The following is a 16,466-nucleotide window of genomic DNA, read 5'->3' on the forward strand; positions in this document are numbered from 1 at the left end:
GAGCTAAGCTAAGCTTTAATAGGTCTTTACATCCAGCTGGATTTGAACAATTCGGACAATATCGGCTATGTAGTCGCCAATAATTGGCAGATTCAAAGCGCCTAATATTTGTAATACGTAAAGAATGGTAGCTGCAAAAAAAGTGAATCCAATAGCTATTCCGATACCCCTTGCGGTACCGGACAGCAAATTGCGCCAAATAAGCGACCATGGCCTGTTTAATAAATCAACGTACTCTGCAATATGCGTCTTTTCCATATTCGAGGCGATATGCTGAAGTCTTGTATCAAGCTTGCTTAAAGAAGTAAATAGCTCGTCCGAATCCTTCAATGTTTCCGGTTTTTTTGGTTCCATACGAGTCATCCCCTTTGCAAACAATAAAACGAGGTCCGCCTTTTCAGCATCGCATCAAGCATTGCTGCCCTGATCGCTTGATGCAGCACTGAAGGACAGCGGCCTCGTTTTTCGCTTGTTATTATCCCTTTATACGATATCCTTATTCACGAATGAAAATCCCAATTTCTTTATCGCCTAGCATAACTTTTTCCATTCCTTCAAATGTTTCAAAGGAAACCGACTGTACAAGAACGTTATCTTGAAGTACATTAGCGAATGCTTCTAGCGCGGTTTTCAGCTCACTATCAACATCAAGTACAAGATTAATGCGCTTCTCAATAGGAAGATCCAGCTTCTTACGCGTATCCTGTACGGCCCTAATAACTTCGCGAACCCAGCCCTCTTGCTCCAGCTCTGCAGTGATATCCGTATTAAGAGCCACAGTAACACCATTTCCTGACGCTGATGCGAAACCGGATTTCGCTTGCTTCTCTACCAGCAACTCGTCTACTGCAATTTCTAGCAACTCACCATCACCGCCAACATAATCTAGACTGCCGCCATTTACAATTGCACGAGTCTCCTCAGCAGACAAGCCTTTCAGCATAGCCTGAATCGGTCCAACATGCTTACCATATTTTTTACCGGCTACCTTCAAGTTCAGCTTTAATGTGAAATCTACAAATCCACTGTCTGATGATTGCACCGTAATCGCTTTGACGTTAATTTCATCTTTAACGATATCCTCGTATCCCGCAATTTCAAAATCACGGTCCAATGAAACAATTAGCTCTGACAAAGGCTGACGTGTCTTTATGCCTGTTTCATTCCGCACATTACGTGCAAGCTCTACGATTTGCTTCGCGCTTTCCATATCGCGCTCAAGTGTTTCATCTATCGCCGATTCATCTGCCAGCGGATAGTTCGTAAGATGGATGCTGCCCTCGCCGCCAAGATTGCTATATACATCCTCAGCAAGCAGAGGCGCATATGGAGCGATTAGACCTGACACCGTCAACAACACACTGCGCAATGTTTGGTAGGCAGCCAGTTTATCGTCTGTAAGTCCGCTACCCCAGAAACGATCACGTGAACGACGGATATACCAGTTGCTAAGCTCGTCGACGAAAGTCTCAATTGATTTTGCCGGATTAAGGAAATCATTTTCATTAAGCCCTTTAGTCACCGTTTTAATAAGACTATTCAGTCTGGAAAGGATCCATCGATCAAGCTTATTATCCGATTTTATTTCAGCATGTGCTGAATAATCATAGGCATCAATTGATGCGTACAGAGCAAAGAATGCATGCGTATTGACGATCGTATCGATCACTTTCGATTTTGCTTCACCTACGATGCCGCGCGAGAACCGTTTACTGTTCCATGGTGCGCTGTCAGCAAGCAATGCCCAACGGAAGGCATCCGTTCCGTATTCGTTAATGATTTCCCAAGGATCGATGACGTTGCCTTTTGATTTAGACATTTTCTGTCCGTTCTCATCCAAAATATGGCCCGTCGAAATAACCGCTTTGTATGGCGCTTTGCCATTGTACAACGTGGATACAGCCAATAAGCTGAAGAACCAGCCGCGTGTTTGGTCAATACCTTCACAGATGATGTCCGCAGGGTATTGCTCAGCGAATGTTTCTTCATTCTCAAACGGATGATGCTGCTGTGCAAAAGGCATCGAGCCGCTGTCAAACCATACGTCGATAACCTCAGGCGTACGTGTCATTGTTCCATTTTCACAGAACGGAGATTTCAATTTAATTTCATCCACATATGGCTTATGAAGCTCGATATCGGCTGGCACATCACCTATTGCACGCTCGCGCAAGTCTGCAATACTACTTGGTGCATATTCTTTACCCGTTGTATCGCAAACCCAAACATTTAGTGGCGTTCCCCAGTAGCGATTGCGGCTAATATTCCAATCAACCAGATCTTCTAGGAATTTACCGAATCTACCCTCGCGGATATGGCCCGGAAACCAATCCACACTGTTATTGTTGGCGATCAATTGATCCTTAACAGCAGTCGTCTGAATGAACCAGCTCTCCGTCGCGTAATAGAGCAGCGGCGATTTACAGCGCCAGCAGAACGGATAGCTATGCTCATAACGTTCTTTGGAGAAGAGCAAACCTTTCTCGCTCAACATTTTCACGATATCGATGTCACAATCCTTCACGAAACGTCCAGCCAGATCAGTCACCTCATCAACGTAACGCCCTGCGTTATTGACGACAGTGAGCATGCTGACACCGTTCTGACGAGCGACCTTATAATCGTCCTCACCGTGTGCTGGAGCAATGTGAACGATACCTGTACCGCTTGTATCGCTTACGAATTCGCCTCCAATCACCATATGACCATTCTCGATTGGCACGTAGTTAAACGGCGGTTCATAGCTTTTGCCAACTAGTTCAGCACCTTTAAATACGGAAAGAGTCTCATACTCATCCTTCAGGACACTGTCCGCCAGGTTTTGAGCTACGATGTATACCTCGCCATTTTTTGAAGCACGAATATAATCCAGCTCCGGATTTACAGCTAGCGCAGCATTTGCAGGTAAAGTCCAAGGTGTCGTAGTCCAAGCAAGCACGAACTCACCTGTCTCCGTTAGCTTGAATTTAACTGTAGCGCTCAAATCTTTTACATCCTCGTAGCCTTGCGCTACTTCGTGAGAGCTCAGCGTAGTTTGGCAGCAAGGGCAATAAGGGCTTACACGGTGTCCTTTGTATAGCAGGCCTTTGCTATGAATCGTCGACAATATATGCCAGACCGTTTCGATATACTCATTTTTCAACGTAATGTAAGGATCGTCTAGATCAGTCCAATAAGCGATTGCCTCTGTAAGCTCACGCCATTGCTTCTCGTAGACAAATACACTCTCTTTACACTTCTTAATAAAGGCTTCCACACCATATTTCTCAATTTCTTGTTTACCTGATATGCCAAGCTGCTTCTCAACACCAAGTTCGACAGGAAGTCCATGCGTATCCCAGCCGGCTTTACGGACAACCCGGTAGCCAGACATTGTTTTGTACCTGCCGATAAAATCCTTGATAACCCGCCCTAATACATGCCCAATATGCGGCGCGCCATTAGCCGTTGGAGGTCCTTCATAAAATACAAAATTTGGTTTTCCTTCACGATTCAAAATGGATTGTTTAAACGTATCTTCTTGTTTCCACTGGTTAAGCACACGCAGCTCGCGGCTGCGTGCAGGTTCCTTTACATCTACGCGTTGCATCTTTCCAGCCTCCTAATTTAGACAAAAATAAAGCCTCATCCCTATGAGAAGGGACGAGGCTTAGTCGCGTTACCACCCTTGTTCCGCACAAACTGCTCGTTAAGAACGAGCTGATGATAGCAAGCAGTCCTATTGACTGTGCATCATGCGGCACCTTAGTCACGAACGTATCGTTCGTGTTCCCTATAACGGGGGACAGCCGTCAGCACTTAATACTGCTTTTACACTCGAAGCTTTATAACCAGCAGCTCCTTCTTACAGACGCGCTAGCTCGTTCCGATTATAAATGCAGGTTAGGCACCGCTTCTCAGAGAGGATATTCCGTAATAGAACACACACCGGACTTTCAGCTGTCGCCGGCTCTCTTTGGAGTGTAACCATAACGTACTTGTTCTCATCAACGAAGTTTACTACATCAATTTATTACTATTAGTTATAGCTTAAATACCGACTAATTGTCAAATGTCCTGGGGGCCCATTTGTTAAACACTAGCCACGAAGAAGCTCATGCTCCGATTGTCTAGATTGCTGCGGCTCAAGCGTGTCCCAGCCATCAACGGCTAACAGCTCAAGCTGTGCTTCAACAAGAGTACGGAATCGTGCACGATAGACAGAAGCTTGTTTCTTCAGCTCTTCCACTTCAAGTGATACTTTGCGAGATTTAGAGAGCGAATCATTAATGATTCGATCAGCATTTTTCTCGGATTCCTTGATGATTAGCTGAGCTTCCTTCTTCGCATTGCTTCTTACTTCATCGGCTGCTTCTTGAGCAACAATAATCGTTTTGCTAAGTGAATCTTCAATGTTAGTAAAATGATTCAGTCTTTCTTGCAGCATTAGCATTTGATTCTGCATCTCTTTATTTTCACGAATGAGGGATTCATAGTCTTTAATGACTTGATCTAGAAACTCATTCACTTCATCCTCATCGTAGCCACGTAATCTGCGTCCAAACTCTTTGTTATGTATGTCCAATGGCGATAACGGCATTGGCGCACCTCCTCAACTTATTTGTAACACGGAAAACCGTATCATACTATGTATTGTAGAAGACAAATTCGACAAGCAGACCGCAAATCCTTCAATGATTCAAATAAATTTACCAACCTTGACGCGGATCCTGCCTTTTTTTGTCACACCATCCACATCAAGCACCTTAAACCTGCCTAAGCCCTTGAATGAAATGACATCCCCTTGCCGCAGCTGCTTGGATGGATCCTCTTCGGACTTCCAATTAACTCTGCATCTGCCAGCTCGAATCGGATCGACGATTTTGGATCGGCTCACGCGATATACATCGCTTGCTATTCCATCAAGTCTCATTGATGCAACAGACAGGCTCATTTCCTCAAGCTTAGGAATTACAGTCTTTAATTCAGTCAAAGGAATGACATCCGTTAAAACGTTAATCCTGTGAACCTGTCTAAGATGTATATTCAGGTAATCGGCTATTTCATCCATAATCATGATATGACAAAATTGTTCATGCACATGAATATCACCGATACGATCACGTTTAATGCCTAGTCCAAGCAAAGCACCCAGGAAATCACCATGATCAAGCTCCCATTCTGCCTGACTAGGACCACTGACCTTGAGCACAGAAATACCGACAGCCTCGTCATCTAAATTTCGATAATCAGGACCGATAATTGCTCTTTGACGCTCTGCCTGCTCATAACCCCCATCTAAGCGTAAGGTCACATCAGGATTGCGGTTTGCCAGCATTACCAATATTTGCGCCTGTCTCGGATCTAAAAAATCGGTCCGCTTCAGCTCATGCTGCTGTGCGGACCGTTCTACCCATTCCATTGCCCGATCAACAAATACCTTCTCATCGGGGTGGAAATGATCATATATAACTGTTTTCATAGTTCGTCATGTCCTTAAAATAAATTAATCAAGAAGCCAATAACAGCAACCAAACCAGCTGCGATGAAACGCAGAGCGAAGATCGCGATAATCGGCGAAAGATCAAGCATCCCGCCAATTGGTGGAATAAATCTACGGAATACGCCAAGATAGGGTTCTACGATCTTCCCAAGAAATACACCAATAAAGCTTTCTCTTGCATTAGGAAGCCAAGACATCAGCACATAACCGATGATCATAAAGCTGTATATACTTTGCAAAGTCATAATTAAATCATAAACACTATTAAACAAATCAAGGTCACCTCATTCTATTGTAGTCGTTATCCTCTGCAAGCATATCCGTTATGGCACCTTGTATTTCTACTGAATCCGGCGTGCACAGAAAAATATTGGGACCAAGCTTAGAAATGCTGCCGTTTAAAGCGTACACTGTACCACTCAGGAAATCAACAATCCGACCAGCTAGATCGGTTCGAACACGTTGAAGATTCACTATAACAGCACGGCGTGAACGCAGATGGTCGGCAATCTCTTGCGCTTCATCATACGACCGCGGTTCACTAAGTACGACCCGAACATTTTTCTGTGAATGAATGCTGACAACGTTATTGCTCTTTGTATTTTTACGTGCCTCGAAGGGAGAAGTTTCAGGTTCTTGTTCATCCGATTGAGTTTGAGTTATTGTCTCACGTTCGATTACTTCTTCTTCGTCTTGCAAACCAAGAAAATTCATAAAACGATTCATGACGCTCATTAGTTATTCCTCCTCTTTTCCTACTAGTATGGTACCCAAACGAATCCAAGTCGCCCCTTCTTCTATCGCCACCTCGAAATCATTTGACATACCCATTGATAATTGTGTTATGTCTTTCATCTGCGGTGAATGCTGCTGAATCTCATCTCTCAGCCCACGAAGCACCCTAAAAACAGATCTGGTCTGTTCCGGTTCAGCTTCATGAGGAGCCATTGTCATCAAGCCAATAACCTTAAGAGAAGAGTACTGCTGCACTTGTTCTGTGAACGAAAGTAGCTGCACCGGCTCAATGCCGTGCTTTGAATCTTCGCCTGATACGTTAACTTGGATAAAGCAAGGAACAACAATGCCAAGCTGCTCTGCATGCTTGTTGATCGCTTTCGCAAGCGACAGCCTGTCCAGCGAATGCATGTATGTAAACTTACCAATAACATCCTTTACCTTGTTCGTTTGCAAGGATCCAATAAAATGCCAAACAGGTTGTCCTTCTTTAGCTTGCCCAGCAGGTCCGCTAATTGCTTCCCATTTGGTCTGCGCATCTTGCCAGCGATTCTCGCCTAAGTGAAGTAAGCCATGCTCTAATGCGCTCACTGTCGTCTCTAGCGACACATATTTCGTTACTGCAATAATCTGAACATCTTCTCTACTCCGTCCAGACCGGACGCATGCTCGCCTTATACGTTCTTCTACCAGCTTTATTCTATTGTCTAATGTGTTACTCATGCTTCACCTCTCCCGAATGCCGATCCAGCTGGCCATTCTGCCGGTCAAGCCTTCTTCTTTGCGATGGGAATAAAATAAATCCCGTCTGCAGCCAGTGCACCACTTTGTTATTTCGATATAGATCGGCAAAATTCCTGCTTTTATCATAATCTGTCGGTTTAATTCTTTCAAGTTTATATTTGCTTTGCCATTGTCATTCATTGTTAGCATTGCTGAAAGTATTTCATCACTCAGGTTCAACCCTTCAAGGAGCTCATTGACCTGAGTAATAACCGGTCCATCAACCTCATAACAGCAGCTGCCTATTGACGGTCCTATAGCTGCAACGAGCGATTCCGGGTTCGATCCATATGCTTTTGTCATAGCTTGAACAGTTTCTRCGGCTATTTGTTGTACCGTCCCTTTCCAACCAGCATGCGCTAATGCTATCGCTTCATTCACAGGATCATAAAAATACAAAGGTACACAATCCGCATAAAAGGAAGTAAGCAGCACACCTGGCACATCCGTCATAATCGCATCACTATTAGCGATCACATCTTGCAGTGAGGCTCTACCTTTACCTCTTTCCTTCTCCGTCACTTGATAAACTTGGTTTCCGTGCACCTGATCTGCGCATGTCCATGCTTCGAATGGCCAATCAATCGCATCCGTCAGTCGTTGACGATTCGTCACGACATCTTCTTCACGATCTCCTACATGCAAGCCCATATTTAAAGAAGCCCACGGAGCATCGCTAACACCGCCGTCCCTGCCTGTAAAGCCTGCAGTCAATCGGTCGTATTTTGTTTGCCATTCTGACAACAAAAAAAGCGAAGGCTTCTTCGCTATTTGCAAGGGTTGAAATGATTCCATCTGACTTTCACCTCTTTAAAGGTTTGCGGAGCAAACCTACTTCGTAAGCATTCGCTTAGGTTTGTGGAACAAACCTACTTCGTAAGCATTTGCTTAGGTTTGTGGAACAAACCTACTTCGTAAGCATTTGCTAAGGTTAATTTTACCGTGTTACGTCCGAACGTGCAAATCATCCTCTTCCGATCGCAGCGCTTTATTGTCATCCATGCGGACCAGAACAACGTCAGCACCGATCTTCACAATGTTTCTCCAGGGGATTACAACCTCTGTTCCTCCCCCTCCAAAAATACCCATAAACTTCGTGAATTGAGGAACAACGATGGAATCAATCCTACCTTGTCGTAAATCGAGTTCTAAATCGGTTATTTGTCCCAACTTTTTACCGTCCACTATATTTATTACATCCTTCGTTTGGAAATCAGATATTTTCATTTTGTTTCACCTCTTTTCCAATGTGATATTCGTCCGTTAACGCCTTCTATAACTATATGAGACATTTGCCCAAAATGTCCTACTCCACCAAAAAATCATTGCGATAAACCTCGATTTGAAGATGGTATCAGCCTTGAATTTTCACTAAAACAAAAAAACGGTGCCTCTCGGCACCGTTTCCTCATGTTTTAACATGCTTTTGCATTTGCTGAATAGCTGATTTCTCAAGCCGTGATACTTGAGCCTGGGAGATGCCGATTTCATCAGCAACCTCCATCTGCGTCTTCCCTTCGAAAAATCGCATGGACAAGATCATTTTTTCCCGACTGTTCAACTTGTGCATCGCTTCTCTTAATGCGATTTCTTCAATCCAAGATGCATCTTTATTGCGTTCGTCACTAATCTGATCCATCACATAAATCGGGTCTCCACCGTCATGATAGATCGGCTCAAACAACGAAACTGGATCTTGAATGGCATCGAGTGCAAACACTACATCTTCTTTTGGTACATTCAATGCTTCCGATATTTCAAATATCGTCGGTTCGCGTGAGTTTTTGTTTGTTAAGCTGTCTCTGACCTGCAATGCCTTATAAGCAATGTCCCTCAAACTGCGTGATACACGAATTGGGTTGTTGTCTCGCAAGTAACGGCGTATTTCTCCGATAATCATCGGTACGGCATAGGTGGAAAATTTGACATTTTGACCAAGGTCGAAATTATCTATCGCCTTCATAAGTCCGATGCAGCCAACTTGAAATAAGTCGTCTACAAATTCTCCCCTATTGTTAAACCGTTGTATAACGCTAAGCACTAGACGCAAGTTGCCGTTAACTAATTTCTCTCTTGCTGTCCACTCATTGCGTGTTTGCAATGCTGTGAACAATTCCCTCATTTCGACATTAGTAAGGACTGGCAGTTTAGCGGTATCCACTCCACAGATCTCGACTTTATTTCGGGTCAACGTGATTACCTCCCAAGGAGAAACATTAATGTACATTATCTCCTTGAGTACTCTTTTTATTCCTAATGTGACATCATTCGACAACAACAATCAGCAAAAGAATTCTAAACCATTTTGTTAAATTCCTTGCGAAGCCGCTTTATGATTCGCTTCTCTAGGCGAGAAATATACGATTGTGATATGCCTAAAAGATCTGCAACATCCTTCTGAGTCTTCTCTTCTCCATCAGCAAGTCCAAAACGAAGCTCCATAATAATTCGCTCGCGCTCTGATAGTTTATCTAGAGCTTTGTGCAGCAGCTTCCTGTCAACTTGCTCTTCAATATTGCGATAAATCGTATCGTTTTCCGTTCCAAGCACATCAGAAAGCAGCAGCTCATTTCCATCCCAGTCGATATTGAGAGGCTCATCGAACGAAACCTCAGTACGCGTTTTACTATTACGACGTAAATACATCAATATTTCATTTTCAATACAGCGAGAAGCATAGGTGGCAAGCTTAATCTTCTTTTCAGGATCGAATGTATTAACTGCCTTTATAAGTCCAATCGCGCCTATCGATACAAGATCCTCAATATGAATGCCGGTATTTTCAAATTTGCGAGCAATGTATACTACAAGTCTCAAATTCCTCTCAATTAGCATTGCTCGGATAGCGGTGTCGCCCGTGGGCAGCTTTTCCAGCAAATATTCTTCTTCCTCACGAGTCAATGGAGGCGGGAGCGCCTCACTACCACCAATATAATAAATCTCTTCACTTTTTAGTCCGAATAAAAATAAAACCCGGTAATAATATAACTGCAGGATCAATTTATACTTGACGAGCATCAGACCCATCCCTCCTCAAATTATGAAAATGCGTAATTTACTGTTGTACCATAGACGGATGGATAATCGCTCGATATGCTCCATCGGACGTAAGCTTGCCGCCATCAAGTCCAATTAGAACTCTCCGCGTCTCAAACACCTGGCCTTCTCGAGTAATTTCAACTACATCTGGTTTAAGCGCTAACATGAATTGTGTGCCGCGGTTAACGCCTCTATAGGGTACGAGACGAAGCCTGTCTTGCCAAATAAAGGGTTCACTATCCAATCCCGCCACAAGCTGATCTACTTGTGCATCTCGAATGCTATTTAACCATGACTCAGGCAATTCATCCTGCCAAAGTACGGCTTCCATAACCATAACCGGAATACGTGTTAGTGGATCGTAGAGCTGATTGCCCGTATCGATCAGACCAATACAAGTTTGAATGTGATCGCCAATCGTCACTTTTACTTCTGCTAAATGAGTATGCACCAGCTCCCGTTCTCTTTTTTGCGTTAATACGGCACGGTATATATACAATCCGATACAAAACGCAGCAATTAAATAAAATATACTCATCTTCAGCTGCACATTCACACTGCCGTTCACGGACTTCATCGTCCTCCAAACCTCATCTGATCCATTCATAAGCAAATAATAAATGCCTAGAATAGCTCCGGCTGCAACAAAATTAACCGCATAAAACGAAGCCACATTTCGTAGAAAATGTTGAATCGTCGTAAATCCGAACGCAATCCAAACCATTAACAACGACATGGCAATTTTCACAATTAACGTAAACATAAAAGTCAATTGTGGAAATAACATCAAAACGACATAACAAGCACCTACAGCAGAAGCGAGCAGCACTCGCCACGGTCGCGGCTTCTGATGACGAGCCCACGCGGTAGTTAATAGAACTGCGCCATCAACGAGCAGCTCCTGCAAAAACATAACATCTACATAAACAGCCACTTCGGTCACCTTCCTGCCAATGTAGGTAAACGGGTTTGCGGCTGACACCCGGGAAACGATTGAGACTAGTATATTAAAATCCTATTTCAAAGTCTGTCTATTCATGACGGCATGACACATCTTTTTTTGTCGAGTAACCATATAAAATCCGCCATACTCTCATCTAGCTTTAGGTGAAAAGTCACGATTAACAAGTAAGTCCAAGCACAGATACAGCTGTAAAAAATGTCGATGTAATGATGCTCTCCACCAATTATGAAGTTGCGTAACGAAACGTAGATTTGCTAGCCATTAGCTAGGTTTGTTTCTGCTTGCAATATCTTGGGCTGGAGTAACTATATGTATTATTGCAAACTAGCTTGACTATCTTTTTGGTTATCTTTCATATGCTAAATAAATTGCTATCGTCTACATATACTAGTTCATGCTACTTCGTCACATAAGTTGTAAACTATCAAAACTCTTCCAAACAGCTTTTTATCAAAAAATTGCTACTTAATCTTCATTTTTGAGGTTGAAGTAATTGGGAATATACGTTATGATTTGTGGAATAATAGCATAACAATTGAGCCGTGTAGAACACCGCTTTCACGGGAATTAATCATTCCCCTTGAGAGCGGTGTTTTTATTTTAGGGAGGTTGTGAGGTTATGACATTTGAATTAGATTACACGAAGTGGGTGGAGAAGCATTTCCATAATCAAAAAGGGGAAAGGAAAGGTAGGTTCGAAACAGGACATGGCCATGCTGAAAAGAAGTTTTTAGAAAATGTCTGGTACCCAGCCTTCAAACAATTTGAGCATTTAAATCCTGAGTATGAAATTGCTGATTTTCGAGATGGAACTCGTTATTTAGATTTTGCTTACATACAATATCCATTATCGCTTGCTATCGAAATTGATGGATTCAGTTCACATGCAGGCAACATAACGCGTTGGCAGTTTTCTGATTCGTTAATAAGACAAAACCACCTAGTGTTAGACGGTTGGAAAATTCTACGTTTCTCATATGATGATGTAAATGAAAAACCTCGTTTTTGCCAACAATTGCTCCAACAATTTATGGGGTCAAGATTAGTTGGTCATGCTGAACAAACTAGTCTCGATGATATTTTAGAGTTAGAAATCATTAGATTAGCTATGAGATTGCATCATCACATTCGCCCATCCGATGTAAGTGAGTTTTTACAAATAAGTACAAATCGAGCGCAAAAGCTTCTTCATAGTATGAGACAAAAACATAGTCTGTTGCCAGCTGGTGATGGAAACCAAAGAATACGATGCTACAAGGTCAATATGGACTACTTGAATAAAAAGAGATTACAAATATAATTCAGATTTGATATGGTCAATTCATTACACAACATAAAAGTTTATTTTTATATTTCGGCATAAGTTCGGCTCAATTATACTCATTCTCTGTCTAATGGAGAGCCGTCAAACACTTAAGCTCCATTTTTGCGCTTACAGACAACAAATCATCTCAGATTCGGGGTTGTAAACTCGATTTTTGGGCTTACAGCTCACTTTTTCCGCTTCTTGGATGGAAATTCCTTTCTGTAAGCATGATTTAGGGGCTTATGAGCTATAAATCACCAAAATTGTAAGCTGTAAGCTCGATTTTCGAGCTTAAGGCTTTTTGTCTCTACATCCACGCTAGTTTTTTAATCTTTAGTTAGGTTTGCGGGTTGTGGTTGCGAGTTCGGGCTCGGTTGCCGTCTTGCAGGCGTTCGGGTTCGTGTTCGAGTTCGGTTGCCGTCTTGAGGGCTTATTGGTTTGCCGTTACGCTCTTGATGGGTTATTGGTTTGTGGGGTTGCCGGTTGCGAGTTTAACTACTTGTTTGCTTTCTTGTTCTGGTGCGATTGTGCTCTCGTATTTTCATGCTTGCTTGTCCGCATGCTTTGATGTATTCCTGTTCGTGCCTAAAGATTTCTGCATTCGCTAAACATGCGCAGCCTCGCTATGTAAGGGGGGATTACGTATTATCGCTTGCAGCTCTTATTCGTAGCCTTTCGAAGGTCTGTATCCGCTACAGTCCAATAAAGACCACTACAGCTCGATTTACAATACTTTTCATACAAAAGTAAATCGCAGAGTATGCCTACGCTATCCTCTCCTATTACTGAACACAGTGTCAGCAAAGAATAAACAAATCGCTTAGTGGACAGCTACGGAAACAATACAACACATCAACAACAAAAAACCGCATTACCAGCTTCTCTGGTAATGCGGTTCTCCTATATCCTATATCCCTATCGATCGCTACGCGGACGGTTACGTAAGAATGCAGGAATTTCAAGCTGATCACTTGATGTATTAGCTCCAAAAGGCTTAACTGTCGAAGCATTACTCGTCTGACGAGTTTCAGATGACACCTCTGTTTGCTGTGCACGACGCACAGGAGCAGGGGCTTTCTGTTCAAAGCCTGTCGCAATAACAGTAACCTTGATTTCATCTTTTAATTCTTCGTCAATGATTGCTCCGAAAATCATATTCACATCAGGATCGGATGCTGAAATAACAATTTCAGCAGCTTCATTCACTTCATATAGAGATAAATTGCTGCCACCAGTAATATTCATAATAACGCCACGTGCTCCGTCGATTGAAGTTTCTAGCAACGGACTCATAATTGCTTTCTTTGCAGCTTCTGCTGCACGGTTCTCGCCTGTTGCAATGCCGATACCCATTAGCGCTGAACCACGTTCAGTCATAATGGTTTTCACATCTGCAAAGTCAAGGTTAATGAGTCCAGGTACAGCAATCAGGTCAGAGATGCCTTGTACAGCTTGACGCAGTACATTATCAGCCTCACGGAAAGCTTCGAGCATCGGAGTTTTTTTATCTACAATTTCAAGCAAACGATCATTTGGAATGACAATAAGTGTATCTACTTTTTCTTTCAGCGCTTCAATACCAAGCTCTGCTTGTCCAGAACGCTTGCGACCTTCAAATGTAAATGGACGCGTGACAACGCCAACTGTTAACGCTCCGCACTCACGTGCAATTTCAGCGATAACTGGAGCTGCGCCAGTACCCGTTCCGCCACCCATACCAGCTGTTACAAACACCATGTCTGAACCTTTAAGCTGATTCATAATGATTTCACGAGATTCTTCAGCTGCTTTGTTTCCTACATCAGGGTTTGCTCCTGCACCTAGACCACGTGTGAGCTTATCGCCGATTTGTAGCTTATGTTCAGACTTAGCCAGATGAAGCGCCTGAGCATCCGTATTAACGGTAATAAATTCAACACCCTTAACGCCGAATTCTATCATACGGTTAACCGCATTGCTGCCGCCGCCGCCAACACCGATTACTTTTATTTGAGCAAGTTGCTCAAGATCAAAATCGAATTCCAACATCCTTCATTTTCCCCCAGTCAAGCGTAAACGACTAACACCGTCTTTAGGCGGCGCATCAACGTTTCGCGTTGAAAAATAAGCAACGTATAAGAAGAAACGACTTCGTTGTCCTTGTTTAAGGACGAACGGTTTCTCGAAAAAATATAAACATTTTATAAGTGTGAAACTAATAAATTGTTATATTTTAAAAAATAAAACTTATAGTATCTTATATTTTCAAATAAACTCATTAAACATATTTTTTATTCGTTCGAACATACCGGGTTTAGTTGAAGGTGCTGGACCCGCTTTGCGGCTTGCTGGTTTCTTCACTGTTCCGGATCCACGAACTCCCATATATTTCGATACATATTGAATCATACCTACGCCGCTGCTGAAAGCCGGATCTCTTACTCCGATGTAATCAGGCAGTGCGATACGTACAGATGATTCTAGCTCGGACTGAGCCAATGCTAATGTGCCTGGCATAGATACGGTGCCGCCTGTAAGCACATAACCATTTACTTTATCTCCATACCCAAGTTTACGAACTTCTTCACGAACTAAGTGAAAAATTTCTTGCATGCGAGGTTCAATAATACTTGCTAGATCTGTCTGGGAAAATTCTTTCTCCACATTACTGCCCATACGAACAACCTTGAACTTTACGTCTTCAGCCGAATCATTTACATTGGAACAGCCGTACTTCAATTTTATTTTCTCAGCTTGATCACTTTGCGTACGCAAGCCGTATGCTATATCGTTCGTTACATATTCACCGCCTATTGGCAGTGTTGATGTCGCAACCAATCCACCCTGATCATAGATGGCAATCGTACAAGAACCAGCACCGATATCTGTCAGCACAGTTCCCATCATTTTCTCATCCTTTGTCAACGCCATAACGCCAGAAGCTAGCGATAACAAAATGACGCCAGAAATACGAAGTCCCGCTTTCTCTACACATCGCATTAAATTATGTATCGCAGTTTTCGTTCCAGTAACGATTGTCGCTTCCACCTCAAGGCGAACACCAATCATACCCCGCGGATCTGAAATTCCTTCCAAACCGTCAACTAAGTATTGTTTTGGAACCAAATTAATAATCTCGCGCTCCGGTGGTAATGCGACAACTTTAGATGCTTGATGTACTCTTTCAATATCTTCCTCGCCAATTTCACGATCCTCGTTGGATACTGCAACAACGCCACGATTAGTTTGCAAAGCAATATGATTGCCTTGAATACCTACGTAAACGTCTGATATTTGAATGCCTACCATACGTTCCGCATGCTCTATTGCATTACGGATCGATTGGACAGTCTGGTCAATATCTACAATTGCTCCTTTGCGAATACCCTCCGAGTCGGCAGATCCAACTCCAATAATATTAATGGATCCATTATTCATTTCACCAATAATAGCACGAACTTTGGATGTACCGATGTCCAAACTGACGATGATGTCGTTGCTGCTCAACTCGCGGCACCTCCGTTTCAAATAAAAATTATTTTTTTAATTTTTTTAATAATATTAATTGCATTTGGTTAAGGTCTTTCTACTTATTCAACGCGCTTAATATTTTCCCTCTTTTTTCAACAAGTTTTTCACAATTTTCATTTCCCAGTTAAGCTTCGCCCCTTGCGAAGTCCGCATTTCCTAATGTTACCCAAGTTCATCGAGCCTAAATGTTGTAATTAAAATTCTACCATTCTTTCGGCCTAATGAGTAGTCTCTTTTTATTCAGTTTCGATATTTTCTGAACCCTCTGTATTAAATGGTACATACGTGTCTGCAAGAAGCATCGTGATTCTCCCAGGCTCTTGTGTCTCAGTGACAGCGTTTAATGCTTCTATTTTTTCACCCAAAACAGATACAGCGGTTATCACTTCAAATCTCGTACGCGTAAACACTTTAATACGGTCGGGGTAAGAAGACGATGGGAACGGAATAATTTCTGAAAGATCGGACAATTGCTTTGCTGAAATTTTGCTAAGCTGCTTTGTAAGTTCTGTCTTAACTGGATCATTGGCTGACCATCCCGAAAGCACTGGCTTATCCACAAGTAACAGTTCATCATGGCTAGCATCAACGTTTGCCCCGTTCGACAAAAGTGCGGTCATTCCGCCTTGATCTGACAACTCGAAGGC

The 16,466-nt window shown here is 42.7% G+C and carries 15 protein-coding genes and 1 pseudogene; 1 reads left to right on the forward strand and 15 read right to left on the reverse strand.

Annotation, left to right across the window (positions count from 1 at the left end; translation table 11 throughout):
- Positions 1-15 precede the first annotated feature (15 nt).
- The 12 genes from AC1DWN_RS14455 to spoIIGA form a co-directional block, all read right to left on the reverse strand.
- Positions 16-354: a DUF5665 domain-containing protein gene (locus AC1DWN_RS14455; protein WP_477559606.1), complete on the reverse strand. Its 339-nt coding sequence runs from the start codon at positions 352-354 to the stop codon at positions 16-18.
- Positions 355-496: 142 nt separating this feature from the next.
- Entirely contained in the window at positions 497-3,589 is a 3,093-nt protein-coding gene (gene ileS, locus AC1DWN_RS14460; protein ID WP_477559607.1) for an isoleucine--tRNA ligase, read from the reverse strand.
- Between the two features lie 489 nt (positions 3,590-4,078).
- Complete coding sequence (locus AC1DWN_RS14465) at positions 4,079-4,579, reverse strand: DivIVA domain-containing protein (protein WP_477559608.1); 501 nt, start codon at positions 4,577-4,579, stop codon at positions 4,079-4,081.
- Between the two features lie 99 nt (positions 4,580-4,678).
- On the reverse strand, positions 4,679-5,461 hold the full coding sequence (locus tag AC1DWN_RS14470) for a YlmH family RNA-binding protein (protein ID WP_477559609.1): 783 nt from the start codon (positions 5,459-5,461) through the stop codon (positions 4,679-4,681).
- A gap of 14 nt (positions 5,462-5,475) precedes the next feature.
- Positions 5,476-5,727, reverse strand: coding sequence for a YggT family protein (locus AC1DWN_RS14475; protein ID WP_477559618.1), 252 nt, complete (start codon positions 5,725-5,727; stop codon positions 5,476-5,478).
- 34 nt (positions 5,728-5,761) lie between these two features.
- Positions 5,762-6,217: a cell division protein SepF gene (locus AC1DWN_RS14480; protein ID WP_477559610.1), complete on the reverse strand. Its 456-nt coding sequence runs from the start codon at positions 6,215-6,217 to the stop codon at positions 5,762-5,764.
- 3 nt (positions 6,218-6,220) lie between these two features.
- Complete coding sequence (locus AC1DWN_RS14485; protein ID WP_477559611.1) at positions 6,221-6,940, reverse strand: YggS family pyridoxal phosphate-dependent enzyme; 720 nt, start codon at positions 6,938-6,940, stop codon at positions 6,221-6,223.
- A 3-nt stretch (positions 6,941-6,943) separates the two neighbouring features.
- Positions 6,944-7,795, reverse strand: a complete 852-nt coding sequence (pgeF, locus tag AC1DWN_RS14490; protein ID WP_477559612.1) for a peptidoglycan editing factor PgeF — start codon at positions 7,793-7,795, stop codon at positions 6,944-6,946.
- Between the two features lie 150 nt (positions 7,796-7,945).
- Positions 7,946-8,227, reverse strand: a complete 282-nt coding sequence (locus AC1DWN_RS14495; protein ID WP_475808395.1) for a YlmC/YmxH family sporulation protein — start codon at positions 8,225-8,227, stop codon at positions 7,946-7,948.
- 181 nt (positions 8,228-8,408) lie between these two features.
- On the reverse strand, positions 8,409-9,191 hold the full coding sequence (sigG, locus tag AC1DWN_RS14500; protein WP_477559613.1) for an RNA polymerase sporulation sigma factor SigG: 783 nt from the start codon (positions 9,189-9,191) through the stop codon (positions 8,409-8,411).
- A gap of 104 nt (positions 9,192-9,295) precedes the next feature.
- The gene (gene sigE / locus AC1DWN_RS14505) at positions 9,296-10,018 is read right to left on the reverse strand and encodes an RNA polymerase sporulation sigma factor SigE (RefSeq protein ID WP_475808393.1); all 723 of its coding nucleotides are present in this window, start codon (positions 10,016-10,018) and stop codon (positions 9,296-9,298) included.
- A gap of 37 nt (positions 10,019-10,055) precedes the next feature.
- A complete protein-coding gene (gene spoIIGA / locus AC1DWN_RS14510) occupies positions 10,056-10,973 on the reverse strand; it encodes a sigma-E processing peptidase SpoIIGA (RefSeq protein ID WP_477559614.1) in 918 nt (305 codons plus the stop codon).
- A gap of 649 nt (positions 10,974-11,622) precedes the next feature.
- Here spoIIGA and AC1DWN_RS14515 point away from each other — a divergent pair.
- A complete protein-coding gene (locus tag AC1DWN_RS14515) occupies positions 11,623-12,303 on the forward strand; it encodes a DNA-binding response regulator (protein ID WP_477559615.1) in 681 nt (226 codons plus the stop codon).
- A gap of 921 nt (positions 12,304-13,224) precedes the next feature.
- Here AC1DWN_RS14515 and ftsZ read toward each other — a convergent pair.
- The 3 genes and pseudogenes from ftsZ to AC1DWN_RS14530 form a co-directional block, all read right to left on the reverse strand.
- On the reverse strand, positions 13,225-14,337 hold the full coding sequence (gene ftsZ / locus AC1DWN_RS14520; protein ID WP_477559616.1) for a cell division protein FtsZ: 1,113 nt from the start codon (positions 14,335-14,337) through the stop codon (positions 13,225-13,227).
- A 216-nt stretch (positions 14,338-14,553) separates the two neighbouring features.
- Positions 14,554-15,795, reverse strand: a complete 1,242-nt coding sequence (gene ftsA / locus AC1DWN_RS14525) for a cell division protein FtsA (protein ID WP_477559617.1) — start codon at positions 15,793-15,795, stop codon at positions 14,554-14,556.
- 260 nt (positions 15,796-16,055) lie between these two features.
- A pseudogene (locus AC1DWN_RS14530) lies at positions 16,056-16,466 on the reverse strand (cell division protein FtsQ/DivIB); the annotation flags it as partial.

This window comes from Paenibacillus sp. P4_A7, assembly GCF_056402455.1.